20 protein-coding genes are annotated in these 19985 nt (G+C 62.2%); 10 read left to right on the forward strand and 10 right to left on the reverse strand.

Going from position 1 to position 19985, the window contains the following annotated elements; translation table 11 throughout:
* Window positions 1–16: 16 nt before the first annotated feature.
* From sthA to AB1555_07715, 8 genes are all read right to left on the reverse strand, one after another.
* Window positions 17–1432 carry a Si-specific NAD(P)(+) transhydrogenase gene (sthA, locus tag AB1555_07680; GenBank protein MEW6246574.1) on the reverse strand — a complete coding sequence of 472 codons (1416 nt, stop codon included), beginning with the start codon at window positions 1430–1432 and terminating at the stop codon, window positions 17–19.
* 162 nt (window positions 1433–1594) lie between these two features.
* Window positions 1595–2263: a thiol peroxidase gene (gene tpx / locus AB1555_07685; GenBank protein MEW6246575.1), complete on the reverse strand. Its 669-nt coding sequence runs from the start codon at window positions 2261–2263 to the stop codon at window positions 1595–1597.
* A gap of 91 nt (window positions 2264–2354) precedes the next feature.
* Entirely contained in the window at window positions 2355–3248 is an 894-nt protein-coding gene (locus AB1555_07690) for an alpha/beta fold hydrolase (GenBank protein ID MEW6246576.1), read from the reverse strand.
* Between the two features lie 73 nt (window positions 3249–3321).
* Window positions 3322–5142, reverse strand: a complete 1821-nt coding sequence (gene oadA, locus AB1555_07695) for a sodium-extruding oxaloacetate decarboxylase subunit alpha (GenBank protein MEW6246577.1) — start codon at window positions 5140–5142, stop codon at window positions 3322–3324.
* A gap of 246 nt (window positions 5143–5388) precedes the next feature.
* Window positions 5389–6807 (reverse strand): acetyl-CoA carboxylase biotin carboxylase subunit, encoded by a 1419-nt coding sequence (gene accC / locus AB1555_07700; GenBank protein ID MEW6246578.1) that lies wholly within the window; start codon window positions 6805–6807, stop codon window positions 5389–5391.
* A gap of 209 nt (window positions 6808–7016) precedes the next feature.
* Window positions 7017–7469, reverse strand: coding sequence for an IPT/TIG domain-containing protein (locus AB1555_07705; protein ID MEW6246579.1), 453 nt, complete (start codon window positions 7467–7469; stop codon window positions 7017–7019).
* A gap of 14 nt (window positions 7470–7483) precedes the next feature.
* Entirely contained in the window at window positions 7484–8311 is an 828-nt protein-coding gene (locus AB1555_07710; protein ID MEW6246580.1) for a substrate-binding domain-containing protein, read from the reverse strand.
* Between the two features lie 103 nt (window positions 8312–8414).
* Complete coding sequence (locus AB1555_07715) at window positions 8415–8744, reverse strand: zinc ribbon domain-containing protein (GenBank protein MEW6246581.1); 330 nt, start codon at window positions 8742–8744, stop codon at window positions 8415–8417.
* 171 nt (window positions 8745–8915) lie between these two features.
* On the opposite strand from AB1555_07715, the gene AB1555_07720 reads away from it, so the two are divergent.
* From AB1555_07720 to AB1555_07755, 8 genes are all read left to right on the forward strand, one after another.
* The gene (locus tag AB1555_07720) at window positions 8916–9092 is read left to right on the forward strand and encodes a hypothetical protein (GenBank protein MEW6246582.1); all 177 of its coding nucleotides are present in this window, start codon (window positions 8916–8918) and stop codon (window positions 9090–9092) included.
* 59 nt (window positions 9093–9151) lie between these two features.
* Window positions 9152–9355 carry a hypothetical protein gene (locus tag AB1555_07725; GenBank protein MEW6246583.1) on the forward strand — a complete coding sequence of 68 codons (204 nt, stop codon included), beginning with the start codon at window positions 9152–9154 and terminating at the stop codon, window positions 9353–9355.
* Window positions 9356–9493: 138 nt separating this feature from the next.
* Complete coding sequence (locus AB1555_07730; GenBank protein ID MEW6246584.1) at window positions 9494–10420, forward strand: DMT family transporter; 927 nt, start codon at window positions 9494–9496, stop codon at window positions 10418–10420.
* A 38-nt stretch (window positions 10421–10458) separates the two neighbouring features.
* A complete protein-coding gene (locus AB1555_07735; protein MEW6246585.1) occupies window positions 10459–10926 on the forward strand; it encodes a hypothetical protein in 468 nt (155 codons plus the stop codon).
* Between the two features lie 45 nt (window positions 10927–10971).
* The gene (gene hemE / locus AB1555_07740) at window positions 10972–11997 is read left to right on the forward strand and encodes a uroporphyrinogen decarboxylase (protein MEW6246586.1); all 1026 of its coding nucleotides are present in this window, start codon (window positions 10972–10974) and stop codon (window positions 11995–11997) included.
* A gap of 104 nt (window positions 11998–12101) precedes the next feature.
* Window positions 12102–13046, forward strand: a complete 945-nt coding sequence (hemH, locus tag AB1555_07745; GenBank protein MEW6246587.1) for a ferrochelatase — start codon at window positions 12102–12104, stop codon at window positions 13044–13046.
* A 10-nt stretch (window positions 13047–13056) separates the two neighbouring features.
* Window positions 13057–14541, forward strand: a complete 1485-nt coding sequence (gene hemG, locus AB1555_07750) for a protoporphyrinogen oxidase (GenBank protein MEW6246588.1) — start codon at window positions 13057–13059, stop codon at window positions 14539–14541.
* A complete protein-coding gene (locus AB1555_07755) occupies window positions 14534–14941 on the forward strand; it encodes a hypothetical protein (GenBank protein MEW6246589.1) in 408 nt (135 codons plus the stop codon). Before hemG ends, AB1555_07755 begins: the two co-directional genes overlap by 8 nt.
* Window positions 14942–15239: 298 nt before the next feature.
* Here the strand turns inward: AB1555_07755 and AB1555_07760 are convergent, their stop codons facing one another.
* Both AB1555_07760 and mazG read right to left on the reverse strand, forming a co-directional pair.
* Window positions 15240–15857, reverse strand: coding sequence for a hypothetical protein (locus AB1555_07760; GenBank protein ID MEW6246590.1), 618 nt, complete (start codon window positions 15855–15857; stop codon window positions 15240–15242).
* Window positions 15858–15884: 27 nt separating this feature from the next.
* A complete protein-coding gene (gene mazG / locus AB1555_07765; protein ID MEW6246591.1) occupies window positions 15885–16814 on the reverse strand; it encodes a nucleoside triphosphate pyrophosphohydrolase in 930 nt (309 codons plus the stop codon).
* Window positions 16815–16937: 123 nt separating this feature from the next.
* Between mazG and AB1555_07770 the strand changes: the two genes are divergently transcribed.
* Window positions 16938–17360: a DUF1844 domain-containing protein gene (locus tag AB1555_07770; protein MEW6246592.1), complete on the forward strand. Its 423-nt coding sequence runs from the start codon at window positions 16938–16940 to the stop codon at window positions 17358–17360.
* A 172-nt stretch (window positions 17361–17532) separates the two neighbouring features.
* Window positions 17533–19893, forward strand: coding sequence for an ATP-binding protein (locus AB1555_07775; GenBank protein ID MEW6246593.1), 2361 nt, complete (start codon window positions 17533–17535; stop codon window positions 19891–19893).
* Window positions 19894–19985 lie beyond the last annotated feature (92 nt).

The following is a 19985-nucleotide window of genomic DNA, read 5'->3' on the forward strand; positions in this document are numbered from 1 at the left end:
TCCTGACCACAAGCCGTCAAGCCGAGCCGGTCGGCTTGATCGGGGCCCACGGTCGGGGCAGGCGATTGATACCGTCCAGCGCGGCGACTTTGTAACATTCCGCGAGCGTGGGGTAATTGAAGACGGTGTCGATGAAGTACTCGATACGGCCGTGGAAGGCCATGACGGCTTGACCGATGTGGATCAACTCGGTCGCTCCCTCGCCGATCACGTGCACGCCCAGCAACTCGTGCGTGTTCGGATGGAACAGCAGTTTCAGCATGCCGATCTCGTCTCCGATCAACTGCCCCCGCGCGATCTCCCGGTACCGCGCGACGCCGACCGCATAGGGCACGCCCGCCCGGGTCAGTTCGTCCTCGTTGCGGCCGACCATGGAAATTTCGGGAATGGAGTAGATCCCATAGGGCAGCAACTCCGTCTCGATCTTGGCGGGAAGGCCGAAAGCATGGCAAGCCGCCAGGCGCCCCTGTTGCATGGACGTTGATGCCAGGGAGGGAAACCCGATCACATCGCCGGCGGCATAGATATGCGGCACGGGGGTTTGAAAATGCTCGTTCACGCGCAGGCGGCCCCGCTCATCCGGCTTGATGCCGATCGCTTCAAGATTGAGCCCGTCGGTGGCGCCCATGCGTCCCACCGAATACATGACCGTGGTCGCGGCGATTTCTTTCCCGCTCCTGAGCCGCACGATCACCTGGTCGTCGGCTTTCTCGATCGCCATCACTTCCTCGTTAAAGCGAAGCGTGATGTCGATGTTGCGCATCTGGTACTGGAGCGCTTCGATGATTTCCGTGTCCACAAATTCCAGCAGGCGCGGGCGCCGTTCGATCAGCACGACGTGCATACCCATGGTGGCGAGAATCGAGGCGTATTCCGTCCCGATCACGCCGCCGCCGACGATCGTCATGGACTTGGGTAGGCGCTTGAGATTCAGAAGCCCGTCCGTGTCGATGATCGCGTCGCCGTCGAACGGAATATGACCGGGCCTGGCCGGCACCGTGCCGACGGCGATGACGATGTAGTCGGCCGTGTGTTCCAGGCTCTCTTTGGTCTGGGCGATTCGGATCCGATGCGGATCGACGAAGCTGGCGGTGCCGAAGATCAGTTCCACGCGGTTCCTCGCCATCTGGTTTCGGATGACCTCGATTTCCCGTTTGATGACGTGGTTGGCGCGGAAGATCAGATCCTCCATCGTGATGTCCTGCTTGACCCGATAGCTGGTTCCGTACAGGCTGCGCTGGTGAAAGCCGGACAGGTACAGCACGGCCTCGCGCAGCGATTTGCTGGGAATGGTGCCGGTGTTGATGCAGACGCCGCCAACGACTTCCTTGCGCTCGACGATCGCGACCTTCTTGCCGAGCTTGGCCGCCTGAACGGCGGCCTTCTGTCCCGCCGGGCCGGTACCGATCACCAGCATGTCGTAGTGCGCCATATTTGACGTGAACCGTGAAGTGCGAAATGGGCGAATCTGTTGATCTGTCGATCTGATGCAATCCGGCCAGGTAACAGATCAACAGATCATCAGATCAAGAAATCATCAGATCAAGCTCGAACCTACTTGATGCAATGACATTGCGTCATCAGGGATTGTAGGCTAGCTGGCCGTCACCAGCGACCGGGCGAATCGAAACGCGGCGTCCATGTCCGGCAGTTGCGCCAGTTCCGGCGTGACCTGGAGATAGCGAATCGTGTTGTTTTTGTCTACCACCATGACGGCGCGCGCCAGGATATGCGGATCCTTCAAGAACAAGCCGTGGGCTTTGCCGAACTCCGCGCCGCGGTAATCGGAGAGGAATGTGACGTTGTTGATTTTGGCTTCCTCGGCGAAACGCTTCTGCGCAAACGGCGTATCCACGCTGACGGTGATCAACTCGACCATCTTGTCGAGTCCGTGGTTCTTTTCACTGAGATAGTGCGTCTGTTGTTCGCAGACTTTGGTGTCGAGCGAGGGCACGACGCTGATGATCCGGACCTTCCCCTTGCCTTTGGTGTCGGTGATGCTGACCTGCGACAAGTCCGTCTGCGTCAGTTTCACCTCGCGGAGGCTGTCGCCGACTTTGATGCCGGGCCCGGCCAGGGCCAGGGGGCTGCCCTTGAACAACACGCTGTTCCCCTCGCCGGCCGCCGCACTTCCGGTGGCCACCGGCAGGTTCTTGTAGAGAAAGCCGGATTCAGCGGACTGACCCATGCCGGCGCAGCCCGCAGTCGCTATCGACACTACGAGCGTACCGCCGACGAGAACAGGAAACCGGAGCATATTCATACTCTCCTCCATGCGTTGAGAATCGACGCGACGGCGCGAAGGCCGAGCATTGTCCGTTTGTCGTGTATATAGGAGCAGGGTTTGGACCAAGTCAAGGTTGCAGAAACTTGATCAGCACCGGGTTCACCGCCTGCGGTTGCTCCCACTGGGGAATATGGGCCGCGTTGGGAATCACCGCAAAGGTCGAGCCGGGAATGGTCCGGTGCAGGTCATGGCCGACTTGTGGAGGAAACACCCGGTCCTGCGAGCCCCACAGAACGAGCGTCGGATGACGGATCTCGCCCAGGCGCTTGGCGAAACCTTCTTCCCAGAGCGGCAGATTCCGGGCGAGGGTCAGCAGGGGACCGATCAGCCCGGGCCGTCGCCGGTTTCGAATCGAGCGGTCGATCACCGCAGGGGTCAGCAGCGAGGGATCATGCACGATCTCCAGCAGCACCGTTTCCGTGAGGCTTCGGCCCAGCAGCCAATTTCCCAGAGAGGCGAGCCAGACCGGCGCCCGCGTCTCGATCGCGCGCCGGATCAACGGGCTCGCCAGTTTCTCTACGACGCGGTCCGGCAGGCCTCCGATCAAGACCAGACGGTCCACCCGATCGGGGTAGGTTAGCGCCATGCCGATCGCCAGTCCGGCTCCCATCGAGTTCCCGACAAGCGACGCGCGCGGCAGGTTCAGCGCGTCCATGAAGCCGCGGAAGAACTCGACCAACTGATCGGGCCGGTACTCGAGAGCGGGCTTGTCGGAGAATCCCGATCCGAGCACGTCGAGCGTGATCAAGCGATGCTCCGCTGAAAGGGCATGTTGCTGATATTCCCACTGCCACATGGAACCGCCGAATCCGTGGATCAGGATGACCGGCTGGCCTTCGCCCTTGTCCAGGTAGGCGATGCGATGGCCGTCGACCAGGACCGTGTGGATCGGCATCCGTTCGATCGCATCGAACCATTGGGGGATTGGGTGGGCAGCGCAACCGCTCGCGATGGCGGCCATGAGGATCAGAAGGACTGCAGGAAAAGGGACCCGGCCCGTCGGGCATGCGGACGACGCAACGGGGCGCACGGGCTCACTCCAGTTGGATCAGGGTCTCATCCGTCTTCACATTGTCCCCTTCGGCGACATGCACGGCGGCGACCGTCCCGTCGACGGGCGCGGGCACGCGGCTTTCCATCTTCATGGCCTCGATGATCAACAGCGGATCTCCCGCTTTCACGGTGTCGCCTTGAGCCACCAGGACTTTGACGACCCGTCCCGGCATCGGCGGCGCCACGTCGCCCGGCTTCGTCGGCTTCGGGCGTTTGGGCTTCCCGCCGGTTTTCGACTCCGGCAGTTCTGGAACGCCGGCCAGGACTTCTTGAATGGGCTCCAGGTGCACTTCTTCCAGCTTGTCGTTCACGCGAATGTAGTATGGCTTCCGCCCGTCGGTCTTGCGTCCAGAGCCGGAGACCCGAATGTGATACGTCTCGCCGTGAACGGTCACGTTGAACTCCACCGGCGCCAGATGCAGTTCGTGCGCGACGGCCGGCCCGCTCGCCGCAGGCGGCTCCAGAGGCTCCGGTGTCAGTTCGCCGCGCTCGCGCGCTTCGAAGAACTCCCGGGCGATCGTCGGGAAGAGCGCGTAAGAGAGTGCGTCCTCGGGCGACCTGGCCCCAACAGGCAGTTCGCTCTTGAGCGCGTCCAGCTCCGGGTCGAGACGGTCGGCCGGCCGACCCTTGATCGGCTCTTCGTCCCCGATCGCGCGGGCCATCACGTCCCGGTCCACCGGACCCGGTGCCCGGCCGTAAAGGCCCAGAAAATAATTCTTCGTTTCCGTGGTGATGACCTTGTACCGCTCGCCGGTCAACACGTTGAGGGTGGCCTGGGTGCCCACGATCTGGCTGGTCGGCGTGACGAGCGGCGGATAGCCCATGTCCTTCCTGACGCGCGGCACTTCCTCCAGGACCTCCTTCATCCGGTCGAGCGCGTTCTGTTCGGCCAGTTGCGCGGCCAGGTTCGAGAGCATGCCACCGGGGATTTGGGAGGTCAGAATCTCCGCATCCACGCCGGTGAAGTCGCTTTCGAACTGACGGTATTTTTTGCGGACGGTCCGGAAATGCTCCGCGATCGGCTCGAGGGCTCGCAATTCCAGCCCGGTGTCATATGGGGTGTTGCGCAAGGCCGCCACCAGACTCTCCGTCGGCGGATGGGACGTGCCGCCAGCCAGCGGCGAAATCGCGGTATCCAGCATGTCGAGCCCGGCGAGGATCGCCATCAGCGACGACATGGAGGCCATGCCCGAGGTGTAATGCGTGTGCAAATGGATCGGCACCCGGACGGCGGCTTTCAACTTGCGGACGAGCGCGTACGCGTCAAAAGGAGCCAGCAGGCCGGCCATGTCCTTGATGCAGAGCGTGTCGGTCCCTAGGTCCTCCAGTTGCCTGGCGAGATCGACGAAGCGATCTAAGCTGTGGACCGGACTGACGGTGTAGCAGATCGCGGCTTCGACGTGCTTGCCGCAGATCTTCACTTCACGGATTGCCCGCTCGAGGTTCCGGACATCGTTCAACGCGTCGAAGATCCTGAAGACGTCGATGCCGTTGGCGGCCGAGCGCTCGATGAACTGTTCGAGCACGTCGTCGGCATAATGGCGGTAGCCGACGAGGTTCTGCCCGCGCAGCAACATCTGCAGCTTGGTGTTGGGCATCGCCGCGCGGAGAGCGCGGAGCCGTTCCCAGGGATCTTCCTTCAAAAACCGCAGGCAGGTATCGAAGGTGGCGCCGCCCCAGACTTCCAGCGACCAATATCCGACGGCGTCGAGCTTCTGGGCGATCGGCAGCATATCCTCCGTCCGCATCCGCGTCGCGAGGAGGGACTGGTGGCCGTCGCGCAGGGCGACGTCCGTGATCATGAGCTTTTTGCCCGGCGCCGATTGCAGGTCAAGAGCCGGAGCCTCCCGGGGCGACGTCCGAACGGTTTTGGATCGCCGGGCGCCTTTGGCGGCTTTTTTCGGCGCCGCCGTCTTTGTTCGGCGTTGGACCATTCTGCACTTCGTGAATGGTGAATTATGAATTCCGAATTGTCGGTTTCGTAGTTTTGAATTCAGCGTTCACGATTCAGATTTCATAATTGGGGGGTTCGTCTCCTGCCGGAAACCCTACAGTCCTTCATACGCCGCGATCGCCGCGGAGATGGCCAGGACCAGGTCCTCGGGTTCGATCCGCTCGTCGTAGTTGAAGAGTTCCGGGTGCGTCTCCAAATAGGAGGTGTCGAACCGGCCGGCCCGAAAGTCCGGTTCTTCCATGATCGCCTTCATGAACGGGATCGTCGTTTTCACCCCGCGCAGCACGTATTCCTCCAGCGAGCGATGCATCCGGCTGACCGCCTCTTCCCAGGTGCGGCCCCGGACCGTCAGCTTGGCCAGCAGGGCGTCATAATAGGGTGGAATCGTGTAGTCCTTGTACACCGCGCCGTCGATCCGGACGCCGATCCCGCCGGGCGAGAGGTACGCCGTGACGGTACCGGTGCAGGGCCGGAAATTGTTGCGGGGGTCCTCCGCGTTGATGCGGCACTGAATGGCATGGCCCTGAAGCGTGACGTCTTCCTGCCGGATATCCAGCGGCTTGCCCGCGGCGATCGAAATCTGGTTCCGTACGATGTCGATCGCGGTGATCTGCTCGGTGACCGTATGCTCGACCTGGATGCGCGGGTTCATCTCGATGAAATAGTACCGGCCTTCCTGATCCAGCAAAAATTCCACCGTGCCGGCGTTGTCATAGTCGACCGCGCGGGCGATGGCGATGGCGGCCTCGCCCATCTCCGCCCGGAGCTTCGGCGTCAGGATCAGCGACGGCGCGATCTCGATCAGTTTCTGGTGGCGGCGCTGGATCGAGCAATCCCGCTCCCCGAGATGGATGACGTTTCCGTGCTGGTCGGCCAGGATCTGAAACTCGATGTGATGCGGCCGGTCGATGTATTTCTCGATGAACAGGCTCCCGTCGCCGAAGGCGGCCTCGGCTTCTCGGGAGGCGGTCTCCATGCTCTCTTTGAGTTCGGCGTCCGAGCGGACGACGCGCAGCCCCCGTCCTCCGCCGCCGGCGCTGGCTTTGATCATGACCGGGTAGCCGACGGTCCGAGCGAAGGCCAGGGCTTCCTCCGCGCCGGCCACACCGCCGTCGGTTCCGGGAACGATCGGAACTCCGACTTCCTTGGCCAATTCCCGGGCCTTGACTTTGTTGCCCATGAGATGGATGGCTTGGGGACTTGGACCGATGAAGGTCATGCCGGAAGCCCGACACAGATGGGCGAACTGAGCGTTTTCCGAAAGGAATCCGTAGCCGGGATGGACGGCGTCTGCGCCGATACGCTTGGCCAGGTCGACGATCTGTTGCATGTCCAGGAAGCCCTTCACCGGTCCCGGCCCGACCAAGTAGGCCTCGTCGGCCTTTTTGACATAGATGCCGGCGGTGTCCGCTTCCGAATAGATGGCGGCCGTCGCGATGTTCAATTCGCGGCAGGCGCGGATGATCCGCATAGCGATTTCGCCCCGGTTGGCGACCAGGATTTTCTTGAACATCGCTCTCGCTCGTCGGCGTGGCGCCGCTTTCGACGGGCGGCCACTGGGGGGTTAAAAGATCGCGTAACCTAGCACAGCTTCAGGAGTCTTGTCGAGACGCAGGAAGGAAGCGGAAAGGAGATCAGACGTGTCTGATGGCCCTGCGGAACAGTGGAACGGTCGAGAATCGACGCGCGCTTCCGACCGTTCCATCCAAAGAAGGTGGGAGATTACTTCGGCTTGATCAGAAATCCCTTGGAGCGGGCGTTTCCACCGCCCGCCACGACATCGATGAAGGTCATACCGGCCTTCGTGTCGGGAACGACCGCTTCGATGGTGGAGTCGTTGACGAACTTATATTCCACCTGCGCGGCTCCGGCAGCGCTGAAGGCCACGCCGTGGAAACATTCCTTCGTGCCGAAATTCTCGCCCTTAATGACGACTTTTTCGCCGGGCTTCGCTTCATCCGGCTCGACCTTCAGGATCTTCGGGCGCTTGGTTCGGTCGCAGACGGGATCCTTCTCCACCTTTTGGGCGTCAAAGCCCTTGATGGATTCCATATCGAACAGGGAGAAGCCGGAACCCTCGACATTGGCCCCTTCACCTCGGGCGACGCCGACAGGCACGGCGACGAATCCCGTGATGAGCAGCAATGTGAGAACCGGAGAGACGTGTTTCCACATACGGACCTCCTTCGCTAGGATTGTTTTTTTGCGAGCGGCGTATACGCTTCGGAAACGATTTTCTGGCCCGCGTCGGACAGGGCGAACTCCCGGAACGCGTCGACCACCGGATTGGGCTCTTTCTTCGAGAGAAGCAACACGGGCCGGCGAAGCGGATAGCGCCCGTCCTTCACCGTCGGCATTTCCGGTTCAACTTTATCGACAGGAAGCAACCGCACCGCGACACCCGTCGTGACGGCCGCCAGAGCCTGCCCGAGAGACACATAGGCCACGGCGGACATGGGCGGGAGGGTGCCGACCACCGTTTTGATCACCTTGTCGTCGCGCCCGATCACTTTGGCCGAATTGTGGATCTTGCCTTCAATGCCCAATTGCGCTTCGAAGGCATCGCGGATGTTCTGGTTGCGAGGCCGGTCGATCACCAGAATCCTGGTCTCCGGTCCTCCCAGATCGGACCACATCCTGACTTTGCCCGAAAAGATATCGGCAACCTGTTGCTTTGTCACTTCCTTCGTGAAATTGGAGAGATTGACGATGATGGCGATGCCGTCCCAGGCGATCTGGGTGGCCGACAGTTCCGGGTCCTCGGTTCCGGTGACGGCGAGATGCACGCGGCCTGATTTCACCAATTCGACGGGCTTGGAATTTTCATCCCAGAGAATATCGACGTAGGCCCGCGGATTGGCTTTTTCGAAGGCTCTGGCAAGGGCTTCGATGGTTTGCAGTTCCGGGCCGTTGCCGGCGATGATGAGCGAGCCCGACACATCGCCGCCGATGCCCAGGAGGGGGATGCCGGCGATGGTAAGACCACACAATAACGCGAGCAGAATTCTCGCTCGCATGATCCCTCCTTTCTCAAAGCGTCTCATGGTCGACCGGATAAGGCATTGGCTGCAAAGGGGTGATCATAAAAAAGAAGGGCGGAGTCGGCCGTCACAACCGCGGTCAGGAATTCTCTGAGCCGCGGTCGGTTGTGGAAGACGGGTCCTGCTGCCCGATATACGTTCCCATGGGCGGGGGGTCGGTTCGCTTGCCGAACATCGGCGGCAGCTTCGAAAACTTGTGCATCCGTTCATTGAGCATGCTGTATGCCTTCATCTCCGAATACGTCGGCTTATGGTCGCCGACGACTTTCGAGGCGAAGGATGAGAGCAGGCGGGTCGCCTTCTGGGCTTTACAGTGGGGACACACGGTGTCTTCCGGTCTCGCGTGCACGGATTGGACGATCTCGAACTGTTCGCCGCAGCCTTCGCAGCGATATTCATACATCGGCATGGGTGTGCTCCCGGTCAGCGTGTGCGATCATTCGGGGCGCCGGAGAAGCTGTTGCCGAGACGTGTCGATTTTGCTCGCGGCTTCCAGGGCTTGACCGGCTGCTCGAGTTTGCACTATTGTAACACAGTTCAATGGGTTGCAAGGAGATATGTCGGCAAGGGGGAGGCGTGCATGCCTGTGTTGATTCGAAAGTACAAGATGTCGAGCGGGCTGATGCAGGAGGAGCGCATAGACGATCCGGATCGCATCGAGCGCTATATGCGTATCTTCGACAAAGAAGACCTGAAGAAACTGGAGTCCGGGGCCAAGGTGTTCATTGAAAAGGATGAGTGGCAACTTCTGCCGTAACACTCAATCCTACTTCTCCTCGACGCGTCACGCCATCATCCATCACTCCTCACTGACCTATGATCTACTGGGTCCATATCGCGCGCGCTATTGATCGAGCCACGCTGCACCGCGATCGCTGTTCGGAGGTGCCATCGAATGTGACCAGCAGCGACTTCTGGGAAGGCGGCTGGTTCGACTATCCTGATAAACAACGGGCGCTGCAGGCGATGGAGCAAGCGGGAACGACCGAACAGCGCAAGTGCCCGCTGTGTAAGCCGTAGAGCGTTGAATGAGGAATGAGGAATGAGGAATGAGAAGTGTGGAATGTGAAATGGAGACGTTTGCGGGTTCTACCGCTTCAAGCTTTCTGATGCTAATTCCTCCTTTCTCATTCCCAATTCAACATTGCTCCTAACGTCATGCCCAGACTCGCCCTCCTCTTGAGCACCTTGATCTGGGGGGCGACCTTTCCGGCGACCAAGGCCGTTCTCGATCAAGTTCCTCCGCTCTCCTTTCTGTTCCTCCGCTTCCTGTTAGGGACCCTGTCGGTTGTCGGGTTGTTCGCGCTGTTGGGTAAGCGGCTTCGGTTCGACCGGGACATGCTTCGCATCAGCGTGATCGCGACGGTATGGCTGTTTCTGGGCTATCTCCTTCAAACCGTCGGCTTGCGCGACACGACGGCTTCCAACTCCGCCTTCATCACCGCGCTCTATGTGGTCTTTGTCCCGTTGTTCCTGCGCCGGCGAGGGTGGCGAGTCTGGCTCTCGGCCGTTCTGGCGACGATCGGCCTTTGGGTTCTCGTCCGACCGACGGTGACCGTCAATCAGGGCGACGCTTTGACATTAGGCTGCGCCGCCGCCTTTGCAGCGCACATCGCCTGCTTGGAGCGGTTTACAAGGGTCGGCGATTCGGCTTCGTTCTTCGTGTGGCAATTACTGTTGGTCACGGCGGCGATGTTGCCTGCGATGGTCTGGGAAGGGCCGGCGCCATCCATGTTCACCCCGAGCGCGGTGCTGCTGGTCGGGCTGCTGGTGACGGGCTTGCTGGCCACCGGCGCCTTTGCGGTACAAATCTGGGCGCAACGGTTCCTGCCGGCCCAACAGGTCGCGTTGCTGTTCGCCCTGGAACCCGTCTATGCGGCCTGGTTGGCCTGGTGGTTCCTGGGCGAGCGCCTGGATGCCGCGGGTTGGCTCGGAGGCGGAATCATCCTAGGCGCGGTTGTGCTCGGCAGTACGGATCCGAAGGTGGCGACTGTGATCGAGCCTCCGGGGATGCTGGCCGGACGCGGGGCTGATCCGGTGCGAGAGTGCGAGACTTGCGTGACACGCGCGAACGCGCGATCCTGACAAGGGACTGTTTGAGCTCGCGCGTCGCAATAGTTCTTATGGCGCAGAAGTTCGGCAACGGCCGCTGGGTTCAAGAGGGATACCTGGATAATCGAGTGGAAGGGTGCGTGGTCGGACGGATCATTTTTGCCGCGGTGGGGTCGGTCACGTTCTATCTGGCCGGGAACTTCAAAGGCGAGATCTACGGCAAGGCCATCCGTTTCCGGAACAGCCGGTTCACGGATGACGAGCTGGCCGCGCAGGTGCTGGGCGACTTCGAAGTGCCCCAGGTCGGCGAAGTGAGCCTGATTTCGTTCGACCCCCATCCGCTGCTCACGCCCCATCCCTACATCGAATGGTTCTCGCTCAGGAAGAACCATTACCGCATCGAATTGGCTCCGGAGGATGCCTGGGTGCTGACCGAACGTGAAGCCGCCGAGCTCGACGCCGACAGCCGCTCGATCCGCGAGGAACTGCGCGATCAGGTCCGATCGACCAGGGATCGCGACGACTCCGAATGGGTCTAGCCGCGTTTGACACCCTTTCGCTCACCCCTCTAGAATGCCGACCCCATGAACGATCGTTTCCTCAGGGCCTGTCGGCGTCAGCCGGTCGATTGCACGCCGGTGTGGTTCATGCGCCAGGCCGGCCGTTACATGCCGGAGTACCAGAAAGTACGGGCCAAGCACGCGATCCTCGACGTCTGCAAGACCCCGGAACTGGCCGCCGAGGTGACGCTGCAGCCGATCGAACGGTTCCCGCTGGACGCCGCCATCATCTTTGCCGATATCCTGCTACCGCTGGAAGCCATGGGCATCAGGTTGGAATTTACAGAAGGAGAAGGACCGGTTATTCACAATCCGGTCAGAGAGCGGGCGGACGTGGAGCGGCTGCGGATGGTGGAGGGGGACGAACTGGAGTACGTCGCCGAGGCGATCCGCCATGCGCAGCGGGCCTTGAACGGCCGGGTGCCGCTGATCGGTTTCGCCGGGGCTCCGTTCACCTTGGCCAGCTATGCCGTCGAGGGCGGCGGGTCGAGAAATTACGTGTTGACCAAGCAGTTGATGTATCGGGAGCCGGAAGCGTGGCACCGGCTGATGGACAAACTGGCGCGTGTGGTGACCGGCTATCTTCGTCGCCAGATCCGCGCCGGCGCGCAGGCCGTGCAATTATTCGACAGTTGGGTCGGCTGTTTGTCGCCGGGTGATTACGCCGAGTACGTGCTTCCGCATGTGCAACTGATCTTCGAGGGGCTCAAGCGAGAAGGTGTGCCGATGATCCACTTCGGCACCGGCACGGCGGCGCTCCTGCGATTGATGCGCGAAGCGGGCGGGGACGTCATCGGCGTCGACTGGCGCATCCATCTGGACGAGGCCTGGGCGATGGTCGGGTATGACGTGGCGGTGCAGGGCAATCTGGACCCGGTCGCGTTGTTTGCGCCGCTGCATGAGATCGAGCGGCGGGTGGAAGATGTGCTCAGACGGGCCGGCGGACGCCCGGGACACATTTTCAACCTCGGTCACGGGATTCTGCCCAACACGCCGATGGCATCGGTTGAAGCGACGATCGAGATGGTGCATAAGCTGAGTCAGCGCTAGAGAATGGGAGACGTGATGCGTGAAACGTGACGCGTGATGCGCAAGAGTCTTTCCGGTCGTTTTACGGATCACGTGTCACGCGTCACGCATAACGGCGAGGCAGCATGCCCGGACCGCAAAGGCCGACGGCCGTCCTCTTGATGGCCATGGGAGGACCGGATAGCGTGGAGAACGTGGAGCCGTATCTCCGCGATGTGCGCGGCGGGCGGCCCACGCCGCCGGAATTGGTGGAGGAGATCAAGGAGCGATACCGGCTCACCGGCGGAAAATCCCCGGTGCTGGAGATCACCCGCGAGGTCGCGCGCAAGCTGGAGCAGAAACTGAACGGTCCCGGCGGCGAGCGGTATCGCGTCACCGTCGGTCTGCGGCACTGGCGTCCCTCCATCAAGGATGCCTATGAAGAGCTGATGGACGAGAGACCCGAGCGGGTGATCGGGCTGTGCATGGCGCCGCAGTATTCTTCGATGAGCATCGGCGCCTACATCAGCAAGGTCGAAGAGGCGCGACGGGCGCTTGGCAACGACTGTCCGGTCAGTTATGTCGAAAGTTGGCACCGGCATCCGGGGCTGATCGGGGCCGTCGCCGACAACATTCAGCTCGGCCTGCAGACATTCCCTCCCGAGGTGCGGGCACATGTGCCGATCCTGTTCACGGCGCACAGCCTGCCGGAGCGGATTGTCGAGATGAAAGACCCGTACCCTGACGAGGTGAGAGGCACCATGCAGGCAGTCTGCGAGCGGGTGAGACCGGTCACGGCTCGCTTGGCGTTCCAGAGCCGGGGACGGTCGGGCGAGAAGTGGCTAGGACCCGATGTCGAGGCCGTCGTGGAGGACTTGCGCCGCGAAGGCCACCGGCACGTCCTCGTCGCTCCGATCGGGTTCGTCTCGGATCATCTTGAAGTGCTGTACGACATCGATATCGAGCTCAAACGGTCGGCCCAAGCCAAAGGCATCCATCTGGAGCGCATTCCGATGCTGAACGCGTCCGCGGCGTTGATCGAAACCCTCGCCTCCGTGATCCAGGCGCACGAGGCTGCGCTGGTCCCTTGACGCGGCGTCCGTGACCGGGACACCCCGAACAGCAGTCGTGATCGGCGGCGGCATCGCGGGGCTCGCGACCGCCTTCGCCCTGCAAGAACAGGCTCAGGCGGTAGGTCTGTCTCTCGCCTGTACCGTCGTCGAAGCGGATCGGGTTTTGGGCGGCAAGATCCGGACGAGCCGCGCAGGCGACCTCGTCATCGAGGCGGGCCCCGATTCGTTCCTCTCCCAGAAGCCGTGGGCCATCCAGTTATGCGAGAAGCTCGGGCTGGCCGATCAGCTCATCAATACGAACCAGACGAATACCAAGGCCTGCGTCTATTCGCGGGGACGGTTACGCGAGTTGCCCGAAGGCCTGGCTGTCATCGCGCCCGGGCAGATCGGACCTTTCGTCAGAAGCGGGCTGCTGAGCTGGGCGGGACTTGCACGGATGGCGCTCGATGTGGTGCTGCCGCCGCGCCGTGTCGCGGGTGACGAGTCCCTCGCGGATTTCTTCCGCCGCCGCTTCGGGCGCGAAGCGTTCGAACGGGTGCTTGAGCCGCTCATGGCCGGGATTTACGCGGGCGACGCGGAACAGATGAGCGTCAGGGCGACATTTCCGCGGTTTCCGGAGTTGGAGCAACAACACGGGAGTCTCATTCGGGGCATGCTGGCCGCCCGCAAGGCCGCTCAGACAGGGGCGCCGGGGCCGAAGCTCCACCGCACGATGTTTGTCGCGCTGCGGAACGGGCTCGGCGATCTGGTCGCGGCGCTCGCGGGTCGCATTCGGAAGGACGGAGCGACCCTGCGGCTCGGCGCTCGGGCGGTCGCCCTTCGGGTCCGTTCCAGGGAGATCGGGAAATGGGTGTACGACGTGCTGGTCGACGACGGATCCGTGCTGTCGGCCGACGTCGTGGTGTTGGCGACACCCGCGTACGTGTCGGCCGAGTTGGTCAGGCCGCTCAGTCCGTCGGCGGCGGGACTTTTGGAGATGATCCCCTACGCCTCCACGGCGACGGTGTCTTTGGCCTACGGCGCCGACCAGACCCAAGGCTGGGCGAGAGGGTTCGGATTCGTCGTGCCGCGCGTCGAGGGACGCAATCTGATCGCCGCGACGTGGACGTCCCTGAAATGGGCTCACCGCGCGCCGGCGGGAACGGTGCTCGCCAGATGTTATGTCGGCGGCGTCGGACGGGAAGCGATCGTGCAGGCGGACGACGAGACGATGGTGCGGACGGTGCGTGAGGAGTTGCGGGTCATCACCGGTCTCGAGGCGTCGCCGCGCTATGTCGAAGTGCATCGCTGGAGCCGCGCCATGCCGCAATATACCCTGGGCCATCTCGATCGACTTAGAGACATCGAGACGGCGCTGAGCCGGTTTCCGGGCTTGTTCCTGACCGGAGCCGCCTATCGCGGGGTCGGCATCCCTGACTGCATCAGAGACGGATCGACCGTCGCGGGGGCGGCCGTCCGTTACTTGACCGCGCGCGAATCCGGATTATGGTATACCGCGGAGTCGCATGGATAACACGCTGACCATTCTCAACGTGAGCGGTCCCTATCGGGAACCGCGCGAACCCGCTTTTTCCTATGACTATGCGATCCAGCGTCCGACCTGGCCCTCTCCGTTCGGCGTCCGGGTGAAAATCTCGATCGCCGATGAATTGGACTATGTGAAGGGCAAGTTGTTGGGACAGGTCACCGGCAGTCCCGGACAACAACTGTTGCTCAATCAGGTGCTGACCCGTCGCATTGCCGATCAGAAGCTGCGCATCGCCGACCAGGAAGGCATGCTGTCGGAGCGCCAGGATGTGCTGATCGGTCCCTTCACCGGTCCCCTCAACCATCTGTTCCCGCGGCTGGATGCCTGGCTGAACGACGAACAGGCGGCGCTGAGAGCGGAGATCCGGCAACGAGTCCGTCTGTAACGGAAATTTCTGCCTCAGGAGAGCCGATCCCCATACTCGAAACCAACCCACAGAATCTGTGGATAACCATGTGGACAACCGAGTTTCTACGCGCTGATTCGCAGAAACGGCGAGCCCGCGAGCAACCTGCCCAACTTTTAGGCATTGGGTTTCTTCGCGCTCGGCCTACAAGATCTTGTGGCTGAAATCTTACAGCTAGGGAATTCACTAGGTTAGACAGGAACTACGAAAAGCGCTGGGGATAGGAAACGCGCCGGAAGCCGGATTTCGCGCAAAAAGCGGGCCTGAATTCGGGCGATCAGAAGATGCGTCGGTAGTGCTTGGAGTGGACTCCCGATTCATCCGCGAAGCCCAGCGAGGCGATGTCGGGCTGCCCGGTGTCGTGCAGATTGATGCGATAGTGGCCGCGGACCTGCTCCATCGCGTCTTCAAACGGGATCGCCCGCGGGTACAGCTCGCCCGGCGCATGGGCGCCTCGGGCGAGGACGCGGACGGCATCGGGCTGCGCGTATTTCGGGTCCGAGAAAATGTAAATGTCCGCCACGGCGTGATCGCCGAGTTGGTGGCCGGGCGTCGTCGGCGGCAACAGGTTGGACAGGGTGTTGGACAGCCGCGCGTCGCGGAATCGCTTCAGTAGGCCGACGATCTGGCTATTGGTCGCCTGGACCGGGACCACGATGCTGATCGCATTCACGTCCGGAATGGCGGCGTGAACTTTGTAGATGACCGGCGCGGCGTCGGCGTCATCGGGAATCGCGGTCGGCACCGGCTCGGGGTTCGCCGCCTGTTTGTGCTTGGAACTCGGGACAATGAGGGCGATGAACGTCCATAATCCGAAGATCACGCCGAAGACGACGATGAGCGGATGCACGCCGGCGCGTTTGCCTTCCTGGTAGGAGTTCTCCTCGCGCTCCATAGGTCACCCGCGCCCTGGGCTGCGGCGTCACGACCCGGTGTCCGGTCGGACCGACGCCTGTGCTTCGTGTTGTTTGGCCTCCTCCCACAACGCGTCCATTTCGGCGAGCGACAGGTCGCCGAGTGGCCGGCCCTGACGCGCCGCCTCGGCCTCGATGTGGCGAAACCTCTCTGAAAACCGGTTCGCGGCGCGGCGCAGCGCGTCTTCCGGGTTGACGTTGAGCAGGCGGGCCAGGTTCACGAGCGAAAACAGGAGATCTCCGAGTTCCGTCGCCACGGCCTCAGGCGGCGCGGACCCGGCGCCGTCGGCCAAGGAGGAGGAATCGCCGCGGGACGGTGGCGACAGCTCGGCCCGCAGTTCCTGGATTTCCTCTTCGATCTTGTCGAGCACCTGTTCGACGCCCTGTGCGTTGTGCGGCCAATCGAAACCGACGCGCGACGTTCTGGCCTGGATCTGATACGCCCGCAGCAGGGCCGGTAAGGTATTAGGGACGCCGTCCAGGACGGAGCGGGTCCCTCCGGATTGTTCCCGCTCGGCCCGTTTGATGTCTTCCCAGCGGCTCAGCACCTGGTCCGCGTCGACCGCCGATTCGCCTTGACGATCTCTTGCGAACACGTGCGGATGTCGGCGGATGAGCTTGTCGGCCAGCATCCGCATGACCTCCTCGATCGTGAAGGAGCCGGCTTCCGTCGCGATCTGGGCGTGAAACAGGACCTGCAGCAGCAGGTCGCCCAACTCCTCTTTGAGCTTGGCCGTGTCCCGCCTGTCGATGGTTTCCAGGACTTCGTAGGCTTCTTCCAGGAGATAGGGCTTCAACGACTCGTGAGTTTGCTTGCGGTCCCAGGGACAGCCGTCGGGCGCCCGGAGCGCGGCCATCAATTCCACGAGCTTGCTGAAACTCTGCGACATGCGGGAGACCTTGTTGCGTCGGCCGGATTGCGGCGATGCGGAGCCCATTATACCGACTTCCGTCGCCGCTTCAATGCCCGCCTGCGCCTGCGCCCGCCTGCGGCTTGCGCCTCCGATCGAACGTGTGATAGCCTATCTCTCGTTTTCTCTGCCTGGATGACGGTGGTCGCGATGAGCGGAGAGGACGAGAAAGGGTTTGTCATCCGAGATCGCCGGGGAAGGGGGAGCTCGGAAGAATCTGCACCCGCCGGTCAGCCTGGTACCGCCTCAGAAGCCGGTTCGACGGATGCCTCCGCGCGGACGGCCGGTCAATCGTCCGGATCGAGTGTTCCCGTCACGTTTTCGTCGTTCGTCATTTCCCTCGGCACTTCCGCGTTTATGCTGATGGGGGAGCAGGCGGATCCTCAGCAGCAAACGGTTCCGGTCAACCTGCCGCAAGCCAAAGAGATCATCGATCTCCTATCCGTTCTGGAAGTCAAAACGAAGGGCAACCTGACTTCGGAGGAGCAGGGGGTGCTGAGCGAGATGCTCTATGCCCTGCGCATGAAGTACGTCGATTTGGCGGCGGGCAAGCACGCGATCCACACGCCGTAAGCGCCGAAGCGCACGCCCTGGTCGCCGACTCCTTCCGCGGTCTCCTGTCCTTTCCCGTCGCCGTTTCCGATGCCGCCCCAGTGTCACCGCGGTTTGAGGAAGAGCTTTTGAGACTCCGGCGTGAATTCGCTATAGTGACGTGACGGCATTCAGGGAGTATTCTGAGGGTCGAATGTCGGAACCGTTTGAAATCGGCAAGGTCGACACGCCGGTCACGACGCTGAAGAGTTCCGGCGATCAGCCGGGCGACCCAGCGCCGTCGGCGGGCGGCGCAAAGGCGGCAATCCGTCCGATCGGCCAGGCGCCCGCAGGTCCCACCGAGCCGGATCGCCGTGCGATGCATTTGCGGCCGGTGTGGATTGTCTTGATTCTTCTCCTTCCCTGCCTGGCCCTCACGGTCTACTACTCCCAGTACGTGCCGGGGACCGCCGACTCCGGCTCTTTCCTGCCCAGCACCGGGTACGCCTTCGTGCTGTTGCTGATCAACCTTGACCTGATCGGCCTGGTCGTGCTGGTGCTGCTGCTCTCGCGCAACCTGATCAAAGCCTATTTCGAACGCCGGCACCGGCTGGCGGGATCGGGCTTCCGCGCCAAGCTGGTCGCGGCGTTCATCGGCTTTTCGCTGATCCCGACCGTGCTCCTGGCGTTCGTGGCGAGCGGACTGGTGAACAAGGCGGTGGACGTGTGGTTCAGCGATCAGATCGAGCGCGTCATGAAGGATTCCTACGAAGTGGCGAGGATGCATCACGCAGGCCACATCGCCTTGGCGGTGAACAGCGCGCGGGCCATCAGCCACGAAATTTACCGGGAAGACCTGCTGACGCACGAGCAGCGTGATCTGCTGGTGGCGGCGATGGCGCGCAAACGGGTGGAATACAACGTCGCCGGCATCGAGGTCTTTTCCGCCAAGATGGAGACCCTCACCAAGGCCCTCAATCCGGATGTGCCGGCGATGGTGCTGGATTTGCCGATCGGCCAACTGGTCCTGCAGGTCCTGAACGAAAAGCAGGAGCTCACCTCCGTCCAGGAAGCGCAGAACGGGCGGCTGATCCGCGCGGGGGTGCCCATCGCCTCGAACGCCCGGCGCGGCGAGATCGACGGCGTGGTCGTGGTGGACGCCTACGTGCCGGAATCGCTGTTGGCCAAGATGGAAGGCATCGGCCGGCAGTACGCCGAATACAAACAGATCAAGGCGATGAAGAATCCCATCAAAGCGGGCGCGTACCTCTTCGTCGCCGTCATCACGGTTCTGATTCTGTTCGGCGCGACCTGGTTCGGCTTCTACGTCGCGCGCGGCATCACGGTGCCGATCCAGCGGCTGGCCGAAGCGACCGAGGCCATCGCGCAGGGGGACTTGAACGTGAACATCCAGGTCAAGGCCGCCGACGAGATCGGGACGCTGGTGGATTCGTTCAACCGGATGACCGAGGACCTGCGGTTCAGCAAGTCGAAACTGGAAGAGGCCAACGTCTCGCTCCGCCAGTCGAACCTTGAGCTCGATCGCCGGCGCGCCTACATTGAGACGGTGGTGGATACGATCGCAGCCGGCCTGCTTTCGATCGACCGCCACGGGATCATCACGACCTTCAATCCGTCGGCCGAGCGCATTCTCGGTCTGTGGGGAGATCGGTTCCGCGGCCGGCCGGCCAACGAAGCCTTCAAGGAATTCGGGCTGGATCTGTTCCAGACGGTGTACGACCGGATGCTGGCAGATCAACGGGACAACCTGGCGATCGAAGGACAGATGGACGTGCAGGGCAAATTTCTCACCATCGGTCTGAGCTGCTCGCGGATGCGGGATGAAGCCAACAAGGACCTGGGTTTCGTGTTGGTGTTCGAAGACCTCACCGAATTGATCAAGGCCCAAAAGGCGGCCGCCTGGCAGGAAGTCGCCCAACGGGTCGCCCACGAGATCAAGAATCCGTTGACGCCGATCCAACTGTCGGCCCAGCGGCTGCGGAAAAAATTCTTCGACAAAGCGCCGGACTTCGACCGGATCTTCGACGAGTCCACCCAGGTGATCGTCAACGAAGTCTCCAGTCTCAAACAGATGGTGGACGAATTCTCCAAGTTCGCCAGGCTGCCGGCGCCGCGCCTGGCGCCGGGTTCGCTCCATGAGGTGATCAGAGAAGTGGTCACCCTCTATGAAGGGGCCCATCGCGACGTGGAATTCGTGCTGAGCCTGGACGACGATCTCCCGGCGCTCAATTTCGATTACGAGCAGATCAAGCGGGTGTTCGTGAACCTGTTCGATAACGCCGTGCAGGCCATGAATCAGAGGGGCCGGCTGTGGGTCTCGACGCGGTACGACACCAAGCGGCGCCGGGCGGTCGTGAGTGTGGCCGACGAGGGCGCGGGGATTGCGCCCGAGGATCAGGACAAATTGTTCGTGCCGTACTTTTCGCGCAAAAAAACCGGGACGGGGTTGGGCCTGGCCATCGTGCGCCGCATCATCACGGATCACGAAGGGCAGATCCAGGCGAGCCACAACCAACCCAAGGGCGCGGTGTTTACGTTCGAATTGCCGGTGTGAAGGCCGTGACCCGTGAGGCGTGAAGCGTGACGAGCGCAAAAGTAAAGAGGTGGCACCCATGATCCCTGCTTGTCACGTGTCATGCATCACGC

Source organism: Nitrospirota bacterium (assembly GCA_040755395.1).
GTDB lineage: Bacteria > Nitrospirota > Nitrospiria > Nitrospirales > Nitrospiraceae > DATLZU01.